The organism is Pseudomonas sp. NPDC088414 (assembly GCF_044753325.1).
Classification (GTDB): domain Bacteria; phylum Pseudomonadota; class Gammaproteobacteria; order Pseudomonadales; family Pseudomonadaceae; genus Aquipseudomonas.
In genome coordinates this window covers 11,685-29,989 of record NZ_JBIVMY010000035.1, presented here as the reverse complement: position 1 = coordinate 29,989, position 18,305 = coordinate 11,685, and the positions used below count along the sequence as shown (strand labels likewise).

19 protein-coding genes are annotated in these 18,305 nt (G+C 61.4%); 9 read left to right on the top strand and 10 right to left on the bottom strand.

The features are described 5' to 3' along the window. Positions 1–113: 113 nt before the first annotated feature. The 3 genes from ACIP8I_RS22980 (at position 114) to ACIP8I_RS22970 (ending at position 2,891) form a co-directional block, all read left to right on the top strand. The gene (locus ACIP8I_RS22980; RefSeq protein WP_400764193.1) at positions 114–719 is read left to right on the top strand and encodes a hypothetical protein; all 606 of its coding nucleotides are present in this window, start codon (positions 114–116) and stop codon (positions 717–719) included. 151 nt (positions 720–870) lie between these two features. Continuing rightward, entirely contained in the window at positions 871–1,548 is a 678-nt protein-coding gene (locus ACIP8I_RS22975) for a response regulator (RefSeq protein WP_007965967.1), read from the top strand. Continuing rightward, the gene (locus tag ACIP8I_RS22970; RefSeq protein ID WP_123588768.1) at positions 1,545–2,891 is read left to right on the top strand and encodes an ATP-binding protein; all 1,347 of its coding nucleotides are present in this window, start codon (positions 1,545–1,547) and stop codon (positions 2,889–2,891) included. Before ACIP8I_RS22975 ends, ACIP8I_RS22970 begins: the two co-directional genes overlap by 4 nt. A 205-nt stretch (positions 2,892–3,096) precedes the next feature. Here the strand turns inward: ACIP8I_RS22970 and ACIP8I_RS22965 are convergent, their stop codons facing one another. Next, the gene (locus ACIP8I_RS22965; RefSeq protein ID WP_367085414.1) at positions 3,097–4,095 is read right to left on the bottom strand and encodes an AraC family transcriptional regulator; all 999 of its coding nucleotides are present in this window, start codon (positions 4,093–4,095) and stop codon (positions 3,097–3,099) included. 350 nt (positions 4,096–4,445) lie between these two features. Here ACIP8I_RS22965 and ACIP8I_RS22960 point away from each other — a divergent pair, with 350 nt between their 5' ends. Both ACIP8I_RS22960 and ACIP8I_RS22955 read left to right on the top strand, forming a co-directional pair. Further along, on the top strand, positions 4,446–5,780 hold the full coding sequence (locus ACIP8I_RS22960) for a dicarboxylate/amino acid:cation symporter (RefSeq protein WP_400764189.1): 1,335 nt from the start codon (positions 4,446–4,448) through the stop codon (positions 5,778–5,780). A gap of 257 nt (positions 5,781–6,037) precedes the next feature. After that, a complete protein-coding gene (locus tag ACIP8I_RS22955; RefSeq protein WP_400764186.1) occupies positions 6,038–7,219 on the top strand; it encodes a CaiB/BaiF CoA transferase family protein in 1,182 nt (393 codons plus the stop codon). 134 nt (positions 7,220–7,353) lie between these two features. Here ACIP8I_RS22955 and ACIP8I_RS22950 read toward each other — a convergent pair whose 3' ends face one another. Continuing rightward, positions 7,354–7,848, bottom strand: a complete 495-nt coding sequence (locus tag ACIP8I_RS22950; protein ID WP_003227192.1) for a SprT family zinc-dependent metalloprotease — start codon at positions 7,846–7,848, stop codon at positions 7,354–7,356. A 148-nt stretch (positions 7,849–7,996) separates the two neighbouring features. Continuing rightward, positions 7,997–8,599 (bottom strand): Yip1 family protein, encoded by a 603-nt coding sequence (locus tag ACIP8I_RS22945; protein ID WP_053122787.1) that lies wholly within the window; start codon positions 8,597–8,599, stop codon positions 7,997–7,999. Positions 8,600–9,039: 440 nt separating this feature from the next. Between ACIP8I_RS22945 and ttcA the strand changes: the two genes are divergently transcribed. Next, a complete protein-coding gene (gene ttcA, locus ACIP8I_RS22940) occupies positions 9,040–9,864 on the top strand; it encodes a tRNA 2-thiocytidine(32) synthetase TtcA (RefSeq protein WP_007968702.1) in 825 nt (274 codons plus the stop codon). A gap of 181 nt (positions 9,865–10,045) precedes the next feature. Further along, positions 10,046–10,720 carry a DNA-3-methyladenine glycosylase I gene (locus ACIP8I_RS22935; RefSeq protein ID WP_400764184.1) on the top strand — a complete coding sequence of 225 codons (675 nt, stop codon included), beginning with the start codon at positions 10,046–10,048 and terminating at the stop codon, positions 10,718–10,720. A gap of 113 nt (positions 10,721–10,833) precedes the next feature. Here the strand turns inward: ACIP8I_RS22935 and ACIP8I_RS22930 are convergent, their stop codons facing one another. Genes ACIP8I_RS22930 through arsC form a run of 3 tightly spaced genes read right to left on the bottom strand, consistent with a single transcriptional unit; the run spans position 10,834 to position 12,208 of the window. Continuing rightward, positions 10,834–11,259: a DUF2069 domain-containing protein gene (locus ACIP8I_RS22930; RefSeq protein ID WP_400764182.1), complete on the bottom strand. Its 426-nt coding sequence runs from the start codon at positions 11,257–11,259 to the stop codon at positions 10,834–10,836. A 2-nt stretch (positions 11,260–11,261) separates the two neighbouring features. Further along, positions 11,262–11,858: an NAD(P)H:quinone oxidoreductase gene (gene wrbA, locus ACIP8I_RS22925; RefSeq protein WP_400764180.1), complete on the bottom strand. Its 597-nt coding sequence runs from the start codon at positions 11,856–11,858 to the stop codon at positions 11,262–11,264. Next, a complete protein-coding gene (arsC, locus tag ACIP8I_RS22920) occupies positions 11,855–12,208 on the bottom strand; it encodes an arsenate reductase (glutaredoxin) (RefSeq protein WP_400764178.1) in 354 nt (117 codons plus the stop codon). Before arsC ends, wrbA begins: the two co-directional genes overlap by 4 nt. Positions 12,209–12,322: 114 nt before the next feature. Here arsC and ACIP8I_RS22915 point away from each other — a divergent pair, with 114 nt between their 5' ends. Next, complete coding sequence (locus ACIP8I_RS22915) at positions 12,323–12,790, top strand: TlpA disulfide reductase family protein (protein ID WP_047599707.1); 468 nt, start codon at positions 12,323–12,325, stop codon at positions 12,788–12,790. Between the two features lie 253 nt (positions 12,791–13,043). Here ACIP8I_RS22915 and ACIP8I_RS22910 read toward each other — a convergent pair whose 3' ends face one another. Further along, positions 13,044–13,448 carry an META domain-containing protein gene (locus ACIP8I_RS22910; RefSeq protein ID WP_007968709.1) on the bottom strand — a complete coding sequence of 135 codons (405 nt, stop codon included), beginning with the start codon at positions 13,446–13,448 and terminating at the stop codon, positions 13,044–13,046. After that, a complete protein-coding gene (locus ACIP8I_RS22905) occupies positions 13,448–13,882 on the bottom strand; it encodes a hypothetical protein (RefSeq protein ID WP_025112952.1) in 435 nt (144 codons plus the stop codon). The genes ACIP8I_RS22910 and ACIP8I_RS22905 overlap by 1 nt, the downstream gene beginning before the upstream one ends. Before the next feature lie 133 nt (positions 13,883–14,015). On the opposite strand from ACIP8I_RS22905, the gene ACIP8I_RS22900 reads away from it, so the two are divergent. After that, complete coding sequence (locus ACIP8I_RS22900; protein WP_400764175.1) at positions 14,016–14,465, top strand: hypothetical protein; 450 nt, start codon at positions 14,016–14,018, stop codon at positions 14,463–14,465. An 11-nt stretch (positions 14,466–14,476) separates the two neighbouring features. Here the strand turns inward: ACIP8I_RS22900 and ACIP8I_RS22895 are convergent, their stop codons facing one another. After that, the gene (locus ACIP8I_RS22895; RefSeq protein WP_400764173.1) at positions 14,477–15,466 is read right to left on the bottom strand and encodes a 2-hydroxyacid dehydrogenase; all 990 of its coding nucleotides are present in this window, start codon (positions 15,464–15,466) and stop codon (positions 14,477–14,479) included. An 83-nt stretch (positions 15,467–15,549) separates the two neighbouring features. Next, positions 15,550–18,303 carry a response regulator gene (locus ACIP8I_RS22890; RefSeq protein WP_367085404.1) on the bottom strand — a complete coding sequence of 918 codons (2,754 nt, stop codon included), beginning with the start codon at positions 18,301–18,303 and terminating at the stop codon, positions 15,550–15,552. Between the last annotated feature and the right edge of the window lie 2 nt (positions 18,304–18,305).

The window sequence follows — 18,305 nt, the reverse complement described above, 5'->3', positions numbered from 1 at the left end:
GACAGCCTAGTCGATTTGATTCAGCGCAGGTTCAGAGAACGTTCAGGGCCGGTACAGGGGCAGGTCAGTAACCTTGCGCCATACCCAAACAGCACTGAGAAAGAGGAAACTCGATGACTCGTCTGAACAAACTGCTGCTGGCTTTTACCTTGTTGGGCTCCAGCATTGCGGCACACGCCGATGACACCACCAACTTCGCCGGCCTGACCTTTGGCCAGACCAGCGACAAAATCAAGAAGTCCCACGCACTGAACGACAACCTCGGCCACCCGGATGCCAGCGGCGCGATTGACGGCAACAACACCTACGGCGTGCGCCTCGGTCAGCAAAACGCGCAAGGTCGTTACTACGCCACCTACGACAACGTGTCCGGTTCGCACAATGGCATTAAACTGCGCCAGGAAAACCTGCTGGGCAGCTACGATCTGTTCTATCCAGTGGGCGGCAGCACCAAATTGTTCGGTGGCGCCACGGCCGGTTTGACCAAGCTGACTCAGGATTCGCCAGGCTACAGCCGCGACAGTGACTTCGGTTACGCCGTCGGTGGCCAGTTCGGTGTGCTGCAACAAGTGGCGCAGAATGTGTCGGTGGAACTCGGTTACCGTTACCTGATGAGCAACGCCAGCACCGAAATGAAAGAAAGCGGTGGCAGCAAGCAAGGCTCGCTGGACTTGACCAGCAGCGCCCAGACTTACCTGTCGGCGAACTACGCTTTCTAAGGCGCGGTTCGTTCCAGACCCTGTGGGAGCGAGCTTGCTCGCGAAAGCGGTCTATCAGTCGACAACAAGGTTGGCTGGTACATCGCCTTCGCGAGCAAGCCCGCTCCCACAGGTGCGTTGTTGGAGTTTTTGATTTACCCGGGAGAGCGTTATGAAACTGTTGGTCGTCGAAGATGAAGCGCTGTTGCGCCATCACCTGCAAACCCGCCTGACGGAGAGCGGTCACGTGGTCGAGTCCGTGGCCAATGCCGAAGAGGCGCTGTACCAGACCGGGCAGTTCAACTTCGATCTGGCGGTGATCGATCTCGGTCTGCCGGGCATGGGCGGTCTGGACCTGATCCGGCAGTTGCGCTCGAACGGCAAGACCTTTCCGATCCTGATCCTCACCGCGCGCGGCAACTGGCAGGACAAGGTTGAAGGCCTCGCCGCCGGTGCCGACGACTACGTGGTCAAGCCGTTCCAGTTCGAGGAACTCGATGCACGCCTGAATGCCTTGCTGCGCCGCTCCAGCGGTTTCACCCAGTCGACCATCGTTGCCGGGCCGTTGTTGCTGGACCTCAATCGCAAGCAGGCGTCGCTGGATGAAGAACCGCTGGCGCTGACCGCCTACGAGTACCGCATCCTCGAATACCTGATGCGCCATCACCAGCAAGTGGTGCCCAAGGATCGCCTGATGGAACAGCTCTATCCGGATGACGACGAGCGCGATCCGAATGTGATCGAAGTGCTGGTTGGCCGTCTGCGCCGCAAGCTCGAAGGCCCGGGCGGGTTCAAGCCGATCGACACCGTGCGCGGGCTCGGCTACCTGTTCAATGAGCGCTGCACTTGATTCGTTCTCTACGCGTTCGCTTGATGCTCGCCGCCACTACGTTGGCGGTGCTGTTCATGCTCGGCTTGCTGCCGGCCATGCAGGGCGCGTTCAGCCTGGCGTTGCAGGACTCGATCGAGCAGCGCCTGGCCTCGGACGTCACCACGCTGATCTCGGCGGCACGCGTCGACAGTGGCCATCTGGTGATGCCGGCGCAGCTGCCGGATGAGCGCTTCAACCTCACCGACAATCGCCTGCTCGGCTACATCTACGACCGCGAAGGCAAACTGGTCTGGCGCTCGAAAGGCACGCAGGAAGAGCAGATCAATTACAAGCCGCGTTACGACGGCATGGGCAACGAGTTCGCGCGGATCCGCGAGAGCAACGGCCAGGAGTTCTTCGTCTACGACGTCGAAGTCAAACTGCTCGGCGGCAAGAGCGCGGCCTTCAGTATCGTCGCCCTGCAACCGGTGCGCGAATACGAAAATACCCTCGAAGGCCTGCGTGAAAATCTGTATCTGGGCTTTGGCGCCGCATTGCTGGTGTTGCTGGCGCTGCTGTGGATCGGTCTGACCTGGGGCCTCAAGGCGCTACGCCGGCTCAGCCAGGAACTCGACGAAATCGAAAGTGGCACCCGCGAAAGCCTCACCGAACAGCACCCGCGCGAACTGCTGCGCCTGACCGGCTCGCTCAACCGTTTGCTGCACAGCGAACGCCAGCAGCGCAGCCGCTACCGTGACTCTCTCGATGATCTGGCGCACAGCCTGAAAACCCCGTTGGCGGTGTTGCAAGGGGTCAGTGAAGACATGGCGCAACGCCCGGAAGATCGCGATCAGGCCTGGGTGCTGCAAACCCAGATCGAGCGCATGAGCCAGCAGATCAGCTATCAACTGCAACGGGCCAGCCTGCGCAAAAGCGGCCTGGTGCGCCATCAGGTACGTCTGCAACCGGTGCTCAAGAGCCTGTGCGACACGCTGGACAAGGTTTATCGCGACAAACATGTGCGAGTGGCGTTCGACCTGCCGGAACATTGCTATGTGCCGATCGAGCAGGGCGCGCTGCTGGAGATGATGGGCAACCTGCTGGAGAACGCCTATCGCCTGTGCCTGGGCGAAGTGCGCATCAGCGTGCGCGAGAGCCTTGCCGGCATCGAGTTGTGCATCGAAGACGACGGCCCCGGCGTGCCGCCGAACCAGCGCGCGCGGATTCTTGAGCGTGGTGAGCGTCTGGATCGTCAGCATCCGGGGCAGGGCATCGGCCTGGCGGTGGTCAAGGACATCATCGAAAGCTACAACGCCAAGCTGATGCTCGGGGATTCGCCGATGGGTGGGGCGGCGTTCAGGATTCAGTTTCCTGCGGTTTAATTGGAAGTTGCCCTCACCCTAGCCCTCTCCCAGAGGTAGAGGGAACTGACCGAAGTGTCTTCAGAAAATGATCGACCTGATTGATTTGCCTCGAATATGGATTCAGTAGAGAGCTTTCAGGTCGGCGTATTTATTAAGCATCCCCCATCCAGTCCCCTCTCCCTCCGGGAGAGGGTTAGGGTGAGGGGCTTTTGACGTTAAAGCCTCACTGCTCCTGCGCCCGATACGCCCCCGGCGTCAGCCCGGTCCATTTTTTGAACGCCCGGTGAAACGCCGACGGCTCGGAAAACCCCAACTGCTCGGCAATCTGTTGCAACGACAGATCTGCCCGGCCCAAGTGATAAATGGCAATGTCGCGGCGCAACTGATCCTTCAATTCCTGAAAACTGCTGCCTTCCTCACGCAAATGCCGACGCAGGGTTTGCGGGCTGATGTGCAGCTGCGCGGCCACGGCTTCGAGGTCCGGCCACTGCGCACTGTCGCGGCTGAGCAAGCGGCGCAGGCGACTGCTGAGGCTGTCGCCGTCGTCCGGGCGCGACAGCAGGTCGGCGGGTGAGCGTTCGAGAAAGTGCTTGAGGGTGCGTTCGTCCTGCAACAGCGGCATGTGCAGGTAGCGGCTGTGAAACAGCAGGCTGCTCTGCTGGGCCGAAAACACCAGCGGGCAGGGAAACAGCAGGTCGTATTCGGCACCGTGCGCCGGTTTCGGGTAGCTGAAAGTGGCCTGTTCCAGGCGAATGCGCTGGCCGATCAGCCAACTGCCGAGGCGATGCCAGATCACCAGCAGACTCTCGCTGAGAAAGTGATCCGGGTCCCACAGCTGCGCATCATCGAGGCTCAGGCGCACCCATTCGTCTTCGCGGCTCAGGCTCAGGCGCGGGGCGTCGGGGAATAGGCTATAAAACAATAAACCGCGTTGCAGTGCCTTCTCCAGGCTGCGGCAGTGGATCAGGGCGTGGCACATCATCGCGAAGCTGCCGGGTTTGCTTGGCGCATTGCCGAAACCCAGGTATTCGTCATCCAGGGCCAGCCACAGGCTCTGGATCAACTGGGTGAATTGCTCCGGGGCAATCCGCGCCCGCGGTTCATCCAGCAACTCGGGGCTGATGCCCAGTTGCTGCAGCAGCGGCGCATAGTCGAAACCCGAACGGCGTGCGCCACCGAGGGCGGCGCGGGCGAAATGACTGGCGATGGTACGTTCGCGCATAAGCGGCAGATCCTTCCTCAAGCGCCGGATGGTAGCCGGGGCATGCGCAGGGCAACAAGGCGGATTTCCGCCAAATTGTAGGACGAGATCCGTTGAGTTGGCGGAAATCCGCCACACTTGCGTCACCGGGCAGTGACAAAAAATACTCTGCATCCCCTGATATCAAAAGGCTTGCAGCGAATTGCACCAAAGTGGCACGGCGTTTGCGATAAGAGCGACAGAAGTGTGCGTCTATCCCGCGGGAAAAACGCCGCTCGAACAACAAATCCCTCCAGTGCAGGAGGGTTCGCAATTCAGGTTCTGCGCTCAACAGATGGATGTTGCCCGCGGGACGCTTGAGGAAACTTGCAATGACGACTCGTCAGCCACTGTACAAATCCCTGTATTTCCAGGTGATCGTCGCAATCATCATCGGTATTGCGCTTGGTCACTACTACCCGCAGTTCGGTGTGGCGGTAAAGCCGCTGGGTGACGGGTTCATCAAGCTGATCAAAATGATCATCGCCCCGATCATCTTCTGCACCGTGGTCAGCGGTATCGCCGGCATGCAAAGCATGAAGTCGGTCGGCAAGACCGGCGGTTACGCACTCCTGTACTTCGAAATCGTTTCGACCATTGCCCTGCTGGTCGGCTTGATCGTGGTCAACATCGTGCAGCCGGGCAACGGCATGCACATCGACGTCAGCACCCTGGACGCCTCGAAAGTCGCGACCTACGTGCAGCAAGGCGCAGACCAGAGCGTAGTCGGCTTCCTGCTCAACGTGATCCCGACCACCATCGTCGGCGCGTTCGCCACCGGTGACATCCTGCAAGTGCTGATGTTCTCGGTGATCTTCGGTTTCGCCCTGCATCGCCTGGGTGACTACGGCCGTCCGATCCTCGACTTCATCGATCGCTTCGCCCACGTGATGTTCAACATCATCAACATGATCATGAAGCTCGCGCCGATCGGTGCCTTCGGTGCAATGGCGTTCACCATCGGTGCCTACGGTGTCGGCTCGCTGGTGCAGCTGGGTCAACTGATGGCCTGCTTCTACATCACTTGCGTGCTGTTCATCCTGATCGTGCTGGGTGCCATCGCTCGCATGCACGGCTTCAGCGTGCTGAAGATGATCCGCTACATCCGTGAAGAACTGCTGATCGTACTGGGTACTTCCTCGTCGGAATCGGTACTGCCACGCATGCTGATCAAGATGGAGCGTCTGGGCGCGAAGAAATCGGTGGTGGGTCTGGTGATCCCGACCGGTTACTCGTTCAACCTCGACGGTACCGCGATCTACCTGACCATGGCTGCAGTGTTCATTGCTCAGGCCACCGACACGCACATGGATATCACGCACCAGATCACTCTGCTGGTGGTATTGCTGCTGTCCTCCAAAGGTGCCGCCGGTGTGACCGGTTCGGGCTTCATCGTGCTGGCCGCCACTCTGTCGGCGGTCGGTCACCTGCCGGTGGCCGGTCTGGCGCTGATTCTGGGTATCGACCGCTTCATGTCCGAAGCCCGCGCCCTGACCAACCTGGTCGGCAACGCCGTCGCGACCATCGTGGTTGCCAAGTGGGTGAAAGAGCTGGATACCGACGTGCTGCAATCCGAGCTGGCTTCGGGCGGTCGCGGTATCGCTGACACCCGTCCGGAAGATGACCTGGGTGTGGCTGAAGGTGCTACTCCGAGCAACGTCAAATAACTGCAATTTGGTAATACCTTGTGGCGAGGGAGCTTGCTCCCGCTGGACTGCGCAGCAGGCCCCTCTTTGAAGAGCGGGGCCGCTTCGCGCCCCAGCGGGAGCAAGCTCCCTCGCCACAGGTGTCCTGAAAAACCTGCTTTGGCAGGTTTTTTATTGCCTGCGATTTGAGCATTACGGTCACTGCCGCTGATGCATCCGGTGATTGCCGTGCGCGGCAGCGCTGCCTAGGCTGGGTGTATCGCCCAAGGAGATCACCCATGTCCGCGCCGCTGGCCTCACTGAAGATTCTGGATTTCTCGACCCTGCTGCCGGGGCCGTTCGCCTCGCTGTTGCTGGCGGACATGGGCGCCGAAGTCCTGCGCATCGAATCGCCGACCCGCATGGACCTGCTGCGGGTGCTGCCGCCCCACGATCAGGGCATGTCCGCCAGTCACGCTTATCTGAACCGCAACAAGCGCAGTCTGGCGCTGGATCTCAAGCAGCCGGAGGCGCTGGAGGTGGTCAGGCAGTTGCTGGCCGACTACGACATCGTGCTCGAGCAGTTTCGTCCCGGTGTGATGGAGCGTCTGGGCCTGGGGTACGAGGCGCTGAAGGCGATCAACCCGAAACTGATTTACGTGTCGATCACCGGCTACGGCCAGACCGGGCCGTACATGGATCGCGCCGGGCATGACATCAACTACCTCGCACTGGCCGGGCTCTCCAGCTACACCGGTCGTGCCGACAGCGGGCCGTTGCCGCTGGGCATGCAGGTGGCGGATATCGCAGGTGGTTCGCTGCATGGGGTGATCGGCCTGCTGGCGGCGGTCATCGCCCGGCAGCAGAGCGGGCAGGGCACGCACCTGGACGTGAGCATGACCGATTGCGCCTTCAGCCTGAACGCCATGGCTGGCGCCGGGTATCTGGCCTGTGGCGAGGAGCCGCACTGGGAGGACCAGATGCTCAATGGCGGCAGCTTCTACGACTACTACCGCACTCGCGACGGGCGCTGGTTGTCGGTGGGCAGTCTGGAACCGGGGTTCATGCAGCAACTGTGCACGGCGTTAGGCCGGTCGGAGCTGGCGGCGCAGGGCTTGTCGCCCAAGCCCGAGCAGCAACGGATATTGAAGGATGCCTTGAAAGTTGAATTCGAGAAGCACGACTTTGCCGAGTTGTGCGAACTGTTCGCCGGGATCGACGCCTGTGTCGAACCGGTGTTGAACCTGAGCGAGGCGCTGCAGCATCCGCAGTTGCAGGCGCGGGAACTGGTGACTCAGGTGCCGCGTGGCGATGGCACGACACAGGCGCAGATCGCCTGTCCGCTGAAATTTTCCGAAGCGCTGCCGGCGCCGCGGCATGTCGGGGCGGGGTTGGGGCAACATACTGAGCAGGTGTTGGGGGAGCTGGGCTTTGGTGCTGAGCGGATTGCCGAGTTGCGGCGTGCCAAGGTGATTCTCTAGCGTCTGTACCGGCCTCTTCGCTGGCAAGCCAGCTCCCACAGTTTTTCGGGGTGTTCACAGACTCTGTGTACGACACAAAACCTGTGGGAGCTGGCTTGCCAGCGATGAGGCCCTCCAATGCAGCAACGAACCGGCTATTCGACGCGCATCTCACCACTGAACACCAAGGTGTTGCGACAGCGCCGACACAAATACCGCCGCCCCTGCCTTACCAGGCTATGACGCTGCGCCGAAAACGGAAAATCACTGTCGGCGCACGGGCATTTGTAGATATAACGGGTCACACTGCGGCGCTTGATTGCGTAGGTGTGGCAGCGATCCGGCGGCAGTTCGTAAACCCCGCGCATGATCAGTTGCCACTCCTCGCCGTGGGGCTGGATGCGGTCGCCGAACAGTTGATGGGCGATCAGGTGCGCGACTTCGTGGGCCACGGTCTGTTTGAGGAAGTGTTCGGTGTTTTCCCGGTACAGCTGCGGATTGAAGCGCAGCAGGTTCTCGTGCAGATGCGCGACACCGGCTTTTTGCCCACGCAGCTTGAGGCTGACGACGGGGCGTTGGAAATGACGTTTGAAAAAGGCTTCAGCGAGTTGGTAACAGTCTTCGACGCGGGTATTGAGTTGCTCGGGCATGCTTGATGGATCTCCAGAGGCGTCGAGTATGCCGCAACCTCCCGGACTTGCGAATCGCTGACCTGCCGAATGGTCATCCTGCATACGAGAAGGCCGCCTTGCGGCGGCCTGTATTGGCAGATCTTGTTTTTCTCGGGGTTGAAGCCTGTCAGTTGGTGTACACCGGCCCCACGCCGAGGCCCCAGACAATCACGGTGAACGCCATGATGGCCACCAGCACCACCAGACCCACCGCCAGCACCGAGCTGGAAAAGAGGAAGCCTTCGTCCGACGGAATGTTCATGAACGTCGGCAGCCCCACGTAGAGCAGGTACACCGTGTAGCAGATGGCCGCCGTGCCGACGATCATGCCCAGCCACATGTGCGGATACAGCGCCGCCAGCCCGCCGACGAACAAAGGCGTCGCGGTGTAGGTGGCGAAGGCCACGCAACGGGCCAGGCTCGGATTGGCGTCGTAGGTGCGCGCCATCCAGTGCACGAAGGCGCCCATCACCGCGACCCCGCCGAGCATCGCCAGATACGACATCACGGTCATCCAGATCGCACTTTCGACGGTGAGCATCACCGGCGCGCGGTTGCCGATCACCCAGCCGACCTGCGTGGTGCCGATAAACGCCGAAATCGCCGGAATCGCCGCCAGAATCAGCGTGTGCGTCAGGTACATGTGGCTGATGCTTTCCTCTTGGTCGCCACGGATTTCCTTCCATTCCTGATCGGGGTGGGTAAAAAGTCCCACTACGTGATGGATCATGCCAGTCACTCCTCTTGTTATTGCCATCGCCCCCCAGCGGAGCGCCTACGGGCCAAAGGTGGCCGAGCAAATTCAGGTCTTCAGATGTGTGCGACCTTATGTCGCAGTATAGAAAGGACTTAACCGCACAGGGACTAGGGGCTTAGAGCAAATCGCGCTGTAAACACGGGGCGTAATCGCGGCAGGGACTTGCACATTTGAGGCCGGATCACTTCTGTGGCGAGGGAGCTTGCTCCCGCTCGGCTGCGCAGCAGTCGCCAATCCTTCCGGTTCGGTGTGTCAGGAAAATAGCGGGTGCGGGTTTGGAGGCGCTTCGCACCTCAGCGGGAGCAAGCTCCCTCGCCACAGGGGAGGTGAGTCAATGCGACCGCGGCCCTTCGCCCCCGGTGGGTTTTTGCGTAAAATGCCCGCCTTTCGTCACACCTCACGGATTTCGCGTCATGGGCACTCTTACGGTCAACCAGAACAAACTGCAAAAGCGCCTGCGCCGCCTGGCCGGCGAAGCGGTCGCCGATTTCAACATGATCGAAGACGGCGACAAGGTCATGGTCTGCCTGTCCGGAGGCAAGGACAGCTACACCATGCTCGACGTGCTGCTGCACCTGCAGAAGGTTGCACCGATCAAGTTCGAAATCGTCGCGGTGAACATGGACCAGAAGCAACCGGGCTTCCCCGAGCACGTGTTGCCGGCCTACCTGAAAGAGCTGGGCGTCGAGTACCACATCGTCGAGAAGGACACCTACTCGGTGGTCAAGGAACTGGTGCCGGAAGGCAAGACCACTTGCTCGCTGTGCTCGCGTCTGCGTCGCGGTACGCTGTACACCTTTGCTGACGAAATCGGCGCGACCAAAATGGCCCTCGGTCACCACCGTGACGACATCGTCGAGACGTTCTTCCTCAACATGTTCTTCAACGGCACCCTCAAGGCGATGCCGCCGAAGCTGCGCGCCGATGACGGGCGCAACGTGGTGATCCGTCCGCTGGCCTACTGCAACGAGAAAGACATCCAGGCCTACTCGGACTTCAAGGAATTCCCGATCATCCCGTGCAACCTTTGCGGTTCGCAGGAAAACCTGCAGCGTCAGGTGGTCAAGGAAATGCTTCAGGACTGGGAACGCAAGACTCCGGGCCGAACTGAAAGCATCTTCCGCAGTCTGCAGAACGTGGTGCCGTCGCAACTGGCCGACCGCAACCTGTTCGACTTCACCAGCCTGAAGATCGACGAGACGGCGGCTTCGCGCTTCGTCAACGTGGTCAATCTGTAAGCACAATCATTGTGGGAGTGAGCCCTGTGGTGAGGGGATTTATCCCCGATGGGCTGCGCAGCGGCCCCAGTTTTTCTGGGGAGCTTCGCTCCTCATCGGGGCGGTGCGACGTTTCGCTAAATCCCCTCAGCACAAGGCCTGCTCCCACATTGGTTTTTTGTTTTATTCATTAGGAGAGGGCATGCGCGATTACAAGTGGCTGCACGAATACTGTCTGAACCGCTTCGGTTCGGCGGCTGAACTGGAAGCCCATCTGCCCGTTCCCAAAACTCCCGCGCAACTGCGCAAGATCAGCGACGATCGCTACCTCTCGACCATGGCCCTGCGCGTGTTCCGCGCCGGACTCAAGCACAGTCTGGTGGACGCCAAGTGGCCGGCCTTCGAAGAAGTGTTCTTCAAGTTCGACCCGGAAAAAGTCGTGCTGATGAGCGCCGAACACCTCGAACGCCTGATGCAGGATGCGCGAATCATTCGTCACCTGCGCAAGCTCAAGAGCGTGCCGCGCAATGCGCAGTTCATCCTTGATGTCGAGAAAGAGAAGGGCAGTTTCGGCGCGCTGATCGCCGACTGGCCGGTGACCGATATCGTCGGTCTGTGGACCTATCTGAAAAAGCACGGGAGTCAGTTGGGCGGGTTGTCGGCGCCGCGCTTCCTGCGCATGGTCGGCAAGGACACCTTCGTGCCGAGTTACGACGTGGTCGCCGCGCTGAATGCACAGAAGATCGTCGACAAGGTGCCGACCAGTCTGCGCGATCTGGCGATTGTGCAAGACGCGTTCAACCAGTGGCATGACCAGAGTGGCGGGCGGCCGATGAGCCAGATTTCGATGATGCTGGCGTACACCGTCAATCATTGACATCGAGTCGCTTCAATCGCTGGCAAGCCAGCTCCCACAGGATCCTTGTTGAATCACAATTCTGTGATCGACACAAAAACTGTGGGAGCTGGCTTGCCAGCGATAGCGATCTGTCAGGCGACGGAAATCTCGCCTTCGCCCGCCAGTTTGCGGTTCAACTGATACCGCCACCGCACATACAGCAGCGCCGAGCAGAACACTGCCAGGCTCGCCACCATTTCCAGCACCCCGAACAGCTGCCGGCTCGGGTCATACGCTGCCAATGCGCCTTTGATGAAATACAGATTCACCACAAAACACATCCACGAATGCGCTCGAGCACTGCCCATGATCATTCCCGGCGCGAGGACGATCCACGGGATCAGCTCGATCAACAGAATCACCCACGGTCGGGCACCATGCAGGTTGGCGAATGCCAGATAGTAGGCGGCGAGCAGCCCGGCGAGGCCGAAGAAGCACAGCAGGCTGATGGCCCGCATCGCTTTCACGCGCGGTTCGAGCCACTCGATGGAAGGCAGGACTTTCGGCTTCCTGGCCACGCTCAGCCCTCCAGTTTTTGCGCGGTTTTCGCCAGGCGTGCGCCGAGTGCACGACACAGTGCCATCTCGTGCTGATCCAGACCTTTTTTGCCATCAGCCCCGGCGTGGTGGCTGGCGCCATACGGCGTGCCGCCGCCCTGGGTTTCCAGCAGCGCCGATTCGCTGTACGGCAGGCCGGTGATCAACATGCCGTGGTGCAACAGCGGCAGCATCATCGACAGCAGGGTGGTTTCCTGGCCGCCGTGCAGGCTGGCGGTGGAGGTGAACACGCCAGCCGGTTTGCCGACCAGAGCGCCGGTCAGCCACAGGTTGCTGGTGCCGTCGAGGAAGTACTTCAGCGGCGCGGCCATGTTGCCGAAACGCGTCGGGCTGCCAAGAGCGAGACCGGTGCAGTTCTTCAGGTCATCGAGGGTGGCGTAGAGCGCACCTTCGTCGGGGATGTCCGGGGAGACCGCTTCGCACTCGGTGGAGATTGCCGGCACGGTACGCAGGCGTGCTTCGAGGCCGGCCTGTTCAACCCCTCGGGCAATCTGCCGCGCCATTTCGTTGGTCGAGCCGCTGCGGCTGTAATAAAGAACCAGAATGTACGGCGAGCTCACGGCAACAACTCCAGCACATTTTCCGGCGGACGACCGATCACGGCTTTGTCGCCGACTTCAAGAATTGGCCGTTCCATCAGTTTTGGGTGCTGAGCGATGGCGGCAATCAGTTGCGCCTCGCTGAGGCTGCTGTCGGCCAGCTGAAGCATTTTGTATTCATCTTCTCCGGTGCGCAGCAGTTGCCGTGCGCTGATGCCGAGCTTGCCGAGCAAGGCCTTGATCTGCGCGGCGTTCAGCGGCGTTTCCAGGTAACGCACCACGTTCGGGGTCAGGCCACGGGCCTCAAGAAGTTCCAGCGCGCCGCGGGATTTCGAGCAGCGCGGATTGTGATAAAGCGTCAGATCGGTCATGGCGGGTCGCTTCTGGCGTAAAGTGGCGGCTATTCTAACTGTGCAGCGCGCAATCCAGAACCTTCAGAGGCGATGGGTCGCAGGCGCATTCAATTTTTGACCAGGGAACATGACATGACACGGCGATTGGCAGCGGCATTGACGATGATCGGGGCGTTGATGCTGGGGGGCTGCGGCAATGACTACGGCATTGACCAGAATGGTCAGAAGGTTGCGTCCGAGCGTCTGGACAAACAATGGGTCGTCATCAATTACTGGGCCGAATGGTGTGGCCCGTGCCGCACGGAAATTCCTGAGCTCAATCATTTGGCTGACGAACTCAAGAGCAAGAACGTCGGTGTGTTCGGGGTCAACTTCGACAACGTCCAGGGTGAAGACCTGAAATCTGCTAGTGAGAAGCTGGGTATCAAGTTCACCGTGCTGGCGCAGGATCCGGCGGACCTGTTCGACCTGCCGCGCAGTGAGGCCCTGCCGGTGACCTACATCATCGACAACAAGGGCAAGGTGCGTGAGCAGTTGATGGGCGAGCAGACGGCGGCGGGGGTGATGGCCAAGCTTGAGGCGTTACAGGCGACAAAATGAGCTGAATGGGCTTTTGTGGCGAGGGAGCTTGCTCCCGCTGGGCGGCGAGGCAGCCCCAAACCCTGCTGACTCGGTGTCTGTGACAACGTGCGGTTGACGATTTTGCGACTGCTGCGCAGCCGAGCGGGAGCAAGCTCCCTCGCCACAGTAAATGGCGTTCAAAAAAAGATCGCAGCCTTCGGCAGCTCCTACAGGTGAACACATGACCTTGTAGGAGCTGCCGCAGGCTGCGATCTTTTTTGCGGCTGAACGATCAGCCCTCTTCTAGCCACCAGCGCAGCGGCTTGCCTTCGGCCGGCCAGAAGCGCATCTGCTCGATCGGCGAGATGTCCCAGCGCTCGACACCTTGCAGCGCCTGCAGGAAGCGTTGTTCCTGCTCCATCAGCGCCGGCGCGCAGAGTTTGCGGGTCTTGCCGATCGGGCCGAAGCTCAGCTTGTCGCCGTCGAGGGTGTACGGTGCGAACCAGTGGTTGCAGCCGCCATTGCCATACGCGCGGCCATCGTCGCCGAGGGTCACGGTCAGATGGCTGTAATCCATCAATGGCCGCTCGCCGATCCATTCCAGAATGTAGCTGCGGTTCTGCTGCAATTGCACCGGCTCTGCGGCGCAGCCCACCAGAGCGGCACCGACCAGCAGCGGCAGGGCAAGGCGTTTCATCACGCAGGCTCCTGGCATTTCGGGCACAGATGCTTGTCGCCGACGGCTTTCCAGCCCAGCTCGGCGATGCGCGCCGTGGCGGCCGGTTTCTCGGCGGTCTTGCCCAGCTTGGCGTCCACGGCGAACTCGAAGTTCAGCTCTTTGGCGCAGCTGTCGCAGTTGACCTGCCAGGTGTGGATCGCCAGTTCACCGAATACCGGGCCGGTGGTCATTGCGGTCCATTGGCCCGGCGGATTGATCAGGTGGCGCACGGTGTCGACGGTCAGTCGCATGGACAAGTCCTTGCTGCCTTTGAGAGTGACCAACAGGACGTCACCGTTGCGGATCGAGCCACCGTTGCCGGTGACCTGATAGCGGCCCGGTACGAGGGCGCGGCATTCGGTGAGGGTGTGTTGCGGGTTCATCAGGGTGTAGCGGAAATCGTGTTCGACCATGGGTCCTCCAAATCTGCGCGACATGCTAGCACGGGCTGGATTACAGGATGGCGTACGTGTGCGACCTTCGATCCGGTTCAAATCGGCTGGCGCTCATGGCAAACTGCCGCCCTTCACTCTGAGGGAACGGAACATGGCGCTGATCGAATGTTATGAATGCAAGCGGAGCATCAGCTCTGAAGTCAAGGCGTGCATTCATTGTGGTGCTCCGATGGCGCAGCAACACGGGCACAATCCGCAGCAGGCGACTGTCGCCGCCGCGACGACGATTTCATTTGGCAGCCTGCCGCGCAACAAATCCGTGCCCGAGGCGTTTATCCCGCCAGCAGCCCCTGAGCCCGCGCCGCGAGTTTCACCGGCGGCGGTCGGTCGCCGCCGTCGGCAACCGGAACCCGCACCTCAACTTCAAGCCAACGCCGACGGTTCGCGTCCGGTGGAAGGCTGGTTGAAGATCATGGTGTTTCTGTTGCCGATGGTCTTTGTCTGGTTCCTGCTGCGTAACGGCCACTCGATGAAGCAGCGCTTTTTCGGTTTTGGCTGGCTGGCGCTGTTGATCCTGGCTTCTTCGCTGTCGCCGAAGTAAACCGACAGCCTTCAGCCTTCGACCTGGTTCTGCGGTGCGCCTGACGCCCAGGTCGCGATGTTGTGCAGGGTGGTCGCGGCAATCGCGCCCAGCGCCTCGTGGGTCAGAAACGCCTGATGCGCGGTGATGATCACATTCGGGAAGGTCAGCAGCCGCGCCAACACGTCGTCCTGCAACGGCAAGTCGCTGCGATCCTCGAAAAACAGCTGCGCCTCCTCTTCATACACATCCAGTCCCAGATAGCCCAGCTGGCCGTCCTTCAAGGCGTCGATCAGCGCCGGCGTGTCCACCAGGCCGCCGCGGCCGGTGTTGATCAGCATCGCCCCCGGTTGCAGGTGTGCCAGTGACTCGCGGTTGATCAAGTGTTTGCTCTGGGCGTTGAGCGGGCAGTGCAGGCTGATGATCCGTGACTGCGCGAGCAGCTCCGGCAGACTCAGGTAACGTGCGCCCAAGGCCACCACCTCGGGGTTTGGATACGGGTCGAAGGCCAGCAATTCACAACCGAAACCGTGCATGATTTTCGCGAACGTCGCGCCGATCTGCCCGGTGCCGACAATCCCCACGGTTTTGCCCACCAGATCGAAACCGGTCAGGCCGTGCAGGGTGAAATCGCCTTCGCGGGTGCGGTTGTAGGCGCGGTGCAGACGCCGGTTGAGCGCCAGAATCAGCGCCACCGCATGTTCGGCCACCGCATGTGGCGAGTAGGCCGGGACCCGCACCACGGCCAGTCCGAGGCGTTTTGCCGCGAGCAGATCGACATGGTTGTAGCCTGCCGAACGCAGGGCGATCAGCCGCGTGCCACCGGCGGCAAGGCGCTCCAGCACCGGCGCACTGAGGTCATCGTTGATGAAGGCGCAGACCACCTCATGCTGGTCGGCCAAAGCAGCGGTGTCGAGACTGAGCCGGGCCGGCTGAAAGTGCAGTTCTATCCCGGCCGGGCAGGCGGCGGCGAGGAAGCTGTCGCGGTCGTAGGTCTGGCTGCTGAAAACGAGCGTGCGCATGAATTCCTCCTGGAACGGGGTGGCGAGTCAGCGTTGACGGCCACCACTTTAACGGCGGATGCCGCTGCCGGCATTGCCGTGGATCAGGCGCTTATCCTGGCTTGGGTCGCGAGGCGATTGATCGCCCGCTCCAGCTCTTCCAGCGCCGCCACGGCTTTGGGATCGCCCTGTTTGAGCAGGGTTTCACTGCGCTGACAGGCCGCGCGTAATTGTGGGACGCCGCAATACCGGGTCGCGCCGTGCAGGCGATGCACGCGCTCGATCAATGCGTTCTGATCACGCGCTTCACTGGCGGCGCGAATCGCTTCGCGGTCGGCTTCCAGCGAAGCGAGCAGCATGGCCAACATGTCCGCCGCCAGATCGGCCTTGCCGGCGGCCAGACGCAGGCCTTCTTCGTGGTCGAGCACCGGCAACTCATTGGCGCCCGCCGCGCTGTCGCTGGCCCGCTCCGTCCCCTGATTGCGCAAGGCCAGACCGGTCCATTTCAGCACCACTTGCGCCAGTTGCCGTTCGCTGATCGGTTTGGTCAGGTAGTCATCCATGCCGCTTTGCAGCAGGGCGCGTTTTTCGTTGGCCATGGCGTGGGCGGTGAGGGCGACGATCGGCAGCGGCGTGCAATGCCGTTCGCTTTCCCACTGGCGGATGGTTTCGGTGGTCTGGCGTCCGTCCATGCCCGGCATCTGCACGTCCATCAGCACCAGATCGAAGGACTCGCTCTGCACCGCTTTGACCGCCGCGTAGCCGCTTTCCACCGCAAGCACCTTGGCGCCCATGTCTTCGAGCAGCGTCTGCACCAGCAACAGGTTGGCCGGGTTGTCGTCGACGCACAGCACTTTCGGTGCGCGACTCGACAGCGGTTCGCCCGGCTCGTTGCGCGGCTGGCGCGGATTGGCCAGATCCGCCAGCGCCCGACGCAATTTGCGCGTGCAGGCCGGTTTGGCCTGCAGCTGGCTGTGTGGGTTGGGCACCGAGAGATGGAACAGCGTCTGTTCGGTGGTCGGGCACAGCACCAACACCTTGCAGCCCAGGTGTTCCAGATCCCAGATATGCTGGTTCAGGCGCTCCGGGAGCATGTCGTTGCTGGTGATGCCGAGCACCGCAAGGTCGATGGCCTGATCGGTCTGGTGCGCACCGGTGACGCCGTTGGTCAGGCTCTCCAGGGTATTGAACGGCGTGACGTCGAGGCCGCAGTCTTCCAGTTGATGCTGCAGCGCCTGACGCGCCAGTTCGTGATTTTCCAGCACCGCCACACGCCGTCCGAGCAGCGGCGGGGCCGGCAGGTCTTCGCTGTCGTCGCGGGCTTTCGGCAGGCTCAGGCTGATCCAGAACTCCGAGCCTTCGCCCGGGGTGCTGTCGACGCCGATTTCGCCGCCCATCTGTTCGATCAGGCGCTTGGAAATCACCAGCCCCAGACCGGTGCCGCCGGGCTGGCGCGACAGCGAGTTGTCGGCCTGACTGAAGGCCTGGAACAACGCGCGCACATCCTGACTCGACAGGCCGATGCCGGTGTCCTGAATGCTGATGCGCAACTGCACGCTGTCCTCATGCTCTTCTTCAAGCATGGCGCGGGCGACGATGGTGCCTTCGCGGGTGAACTTGATCGCGTTGCTGACCAGGTTGGTGAGGATCTGCTTCAAGCGCAGCGGATCGCCGACCAGCGACAGCGGCGTGTCGCGATAGACCAGACTCACCAGCTCCAATTGCTTGGCGTGGGCCGCCGGCGCCAGGATGGTCAGGGTGTCCTGCAACAGGTCGCGCAGGTTGAACGGGATATGGTCGAGCACCAGTTTGCCGGCCTCGATCTTCGAGAAGTCGAGGATCTCGTTGATGATCCCGAGCAGGCTGTCGGCAGACTTTTCGATGGTGCCCAGATAGTCGAGTTGGCGCGGGGTCAGCTCGCTTTTCTGCAACAGATGCGTGAAACCGAGAATGCCGTTGAGCGGGGTGCGGATCTCGTGGCTCATGTTGGCGAGGAACTCGGATTTGATCCGGCTCGCTTCCAGTGCCTCTTTGCGCGCCAGATCCAGTTCGATGTTCTGGATCTCGATGGTTTCCAGATTCTGCCGCACGTCTTCGGTGGCCTGATCGACGCTGTGCTGCAGTTCTTCGCGAGCGTTCTGCAGCGTGCCGGCCATACGGTTGATGCCCGAGGCCAATTCGTCCAGCTCCTGACTGCCGAGCGGTGGCAGACGGGTTTCCAGATGACCGTCCTTGAGTTGGGCGACCGCGTGTTTGATCTGGCTCAGCGGGCGGTTGATGGTGCGGCCCATGCGCAACGCGAGCAGGGCCGCGCCGGCCAGGCCAGCGGCGATCAGCAAAAGGCTGGCAAACAGGCTGCGATAACCGCGCAGCAGCATGCCGTTGTGCGACAGCTCCAGTTCGACCCAGCCGAGCAGGCGCTCGGACTCTTGCGGGATGACGTCGCCGGCAAGGTTGCGATGCTTGCCGAATACCGGCATCAGGTAACGGGTGGCGTCATTGCCGCTGCGCCGTTGCAGTTGTGCACTGTCGCCGCTGGGCGCCTGATTGAGCATGGTCGGGCCGGCGTGCGCCAGCGGTGTGCGGTCGGGGGCGAGGAAGGTGACGGCGCGCACGTCAGGCTGTTCGAGGGACTGGGTGGCGATGCGTTCGAGCAAATCGGTGTTGCCGTGGCCCATGGCGGGCGCCACCAGCGGCGCCAGTTGCTCGGCGATCATTTCACCGCGCTGCATCAGTTGGGTCTGCAGATCGGACTGTTGCATCCAGGTGAAATAGCCCCCGAGGACCAACGCCATCAGGCTGGTCGGCAACAGGGTCAGCAACAATACGCGACCTTTGATTCCCAGTTTCTTGAGCACAC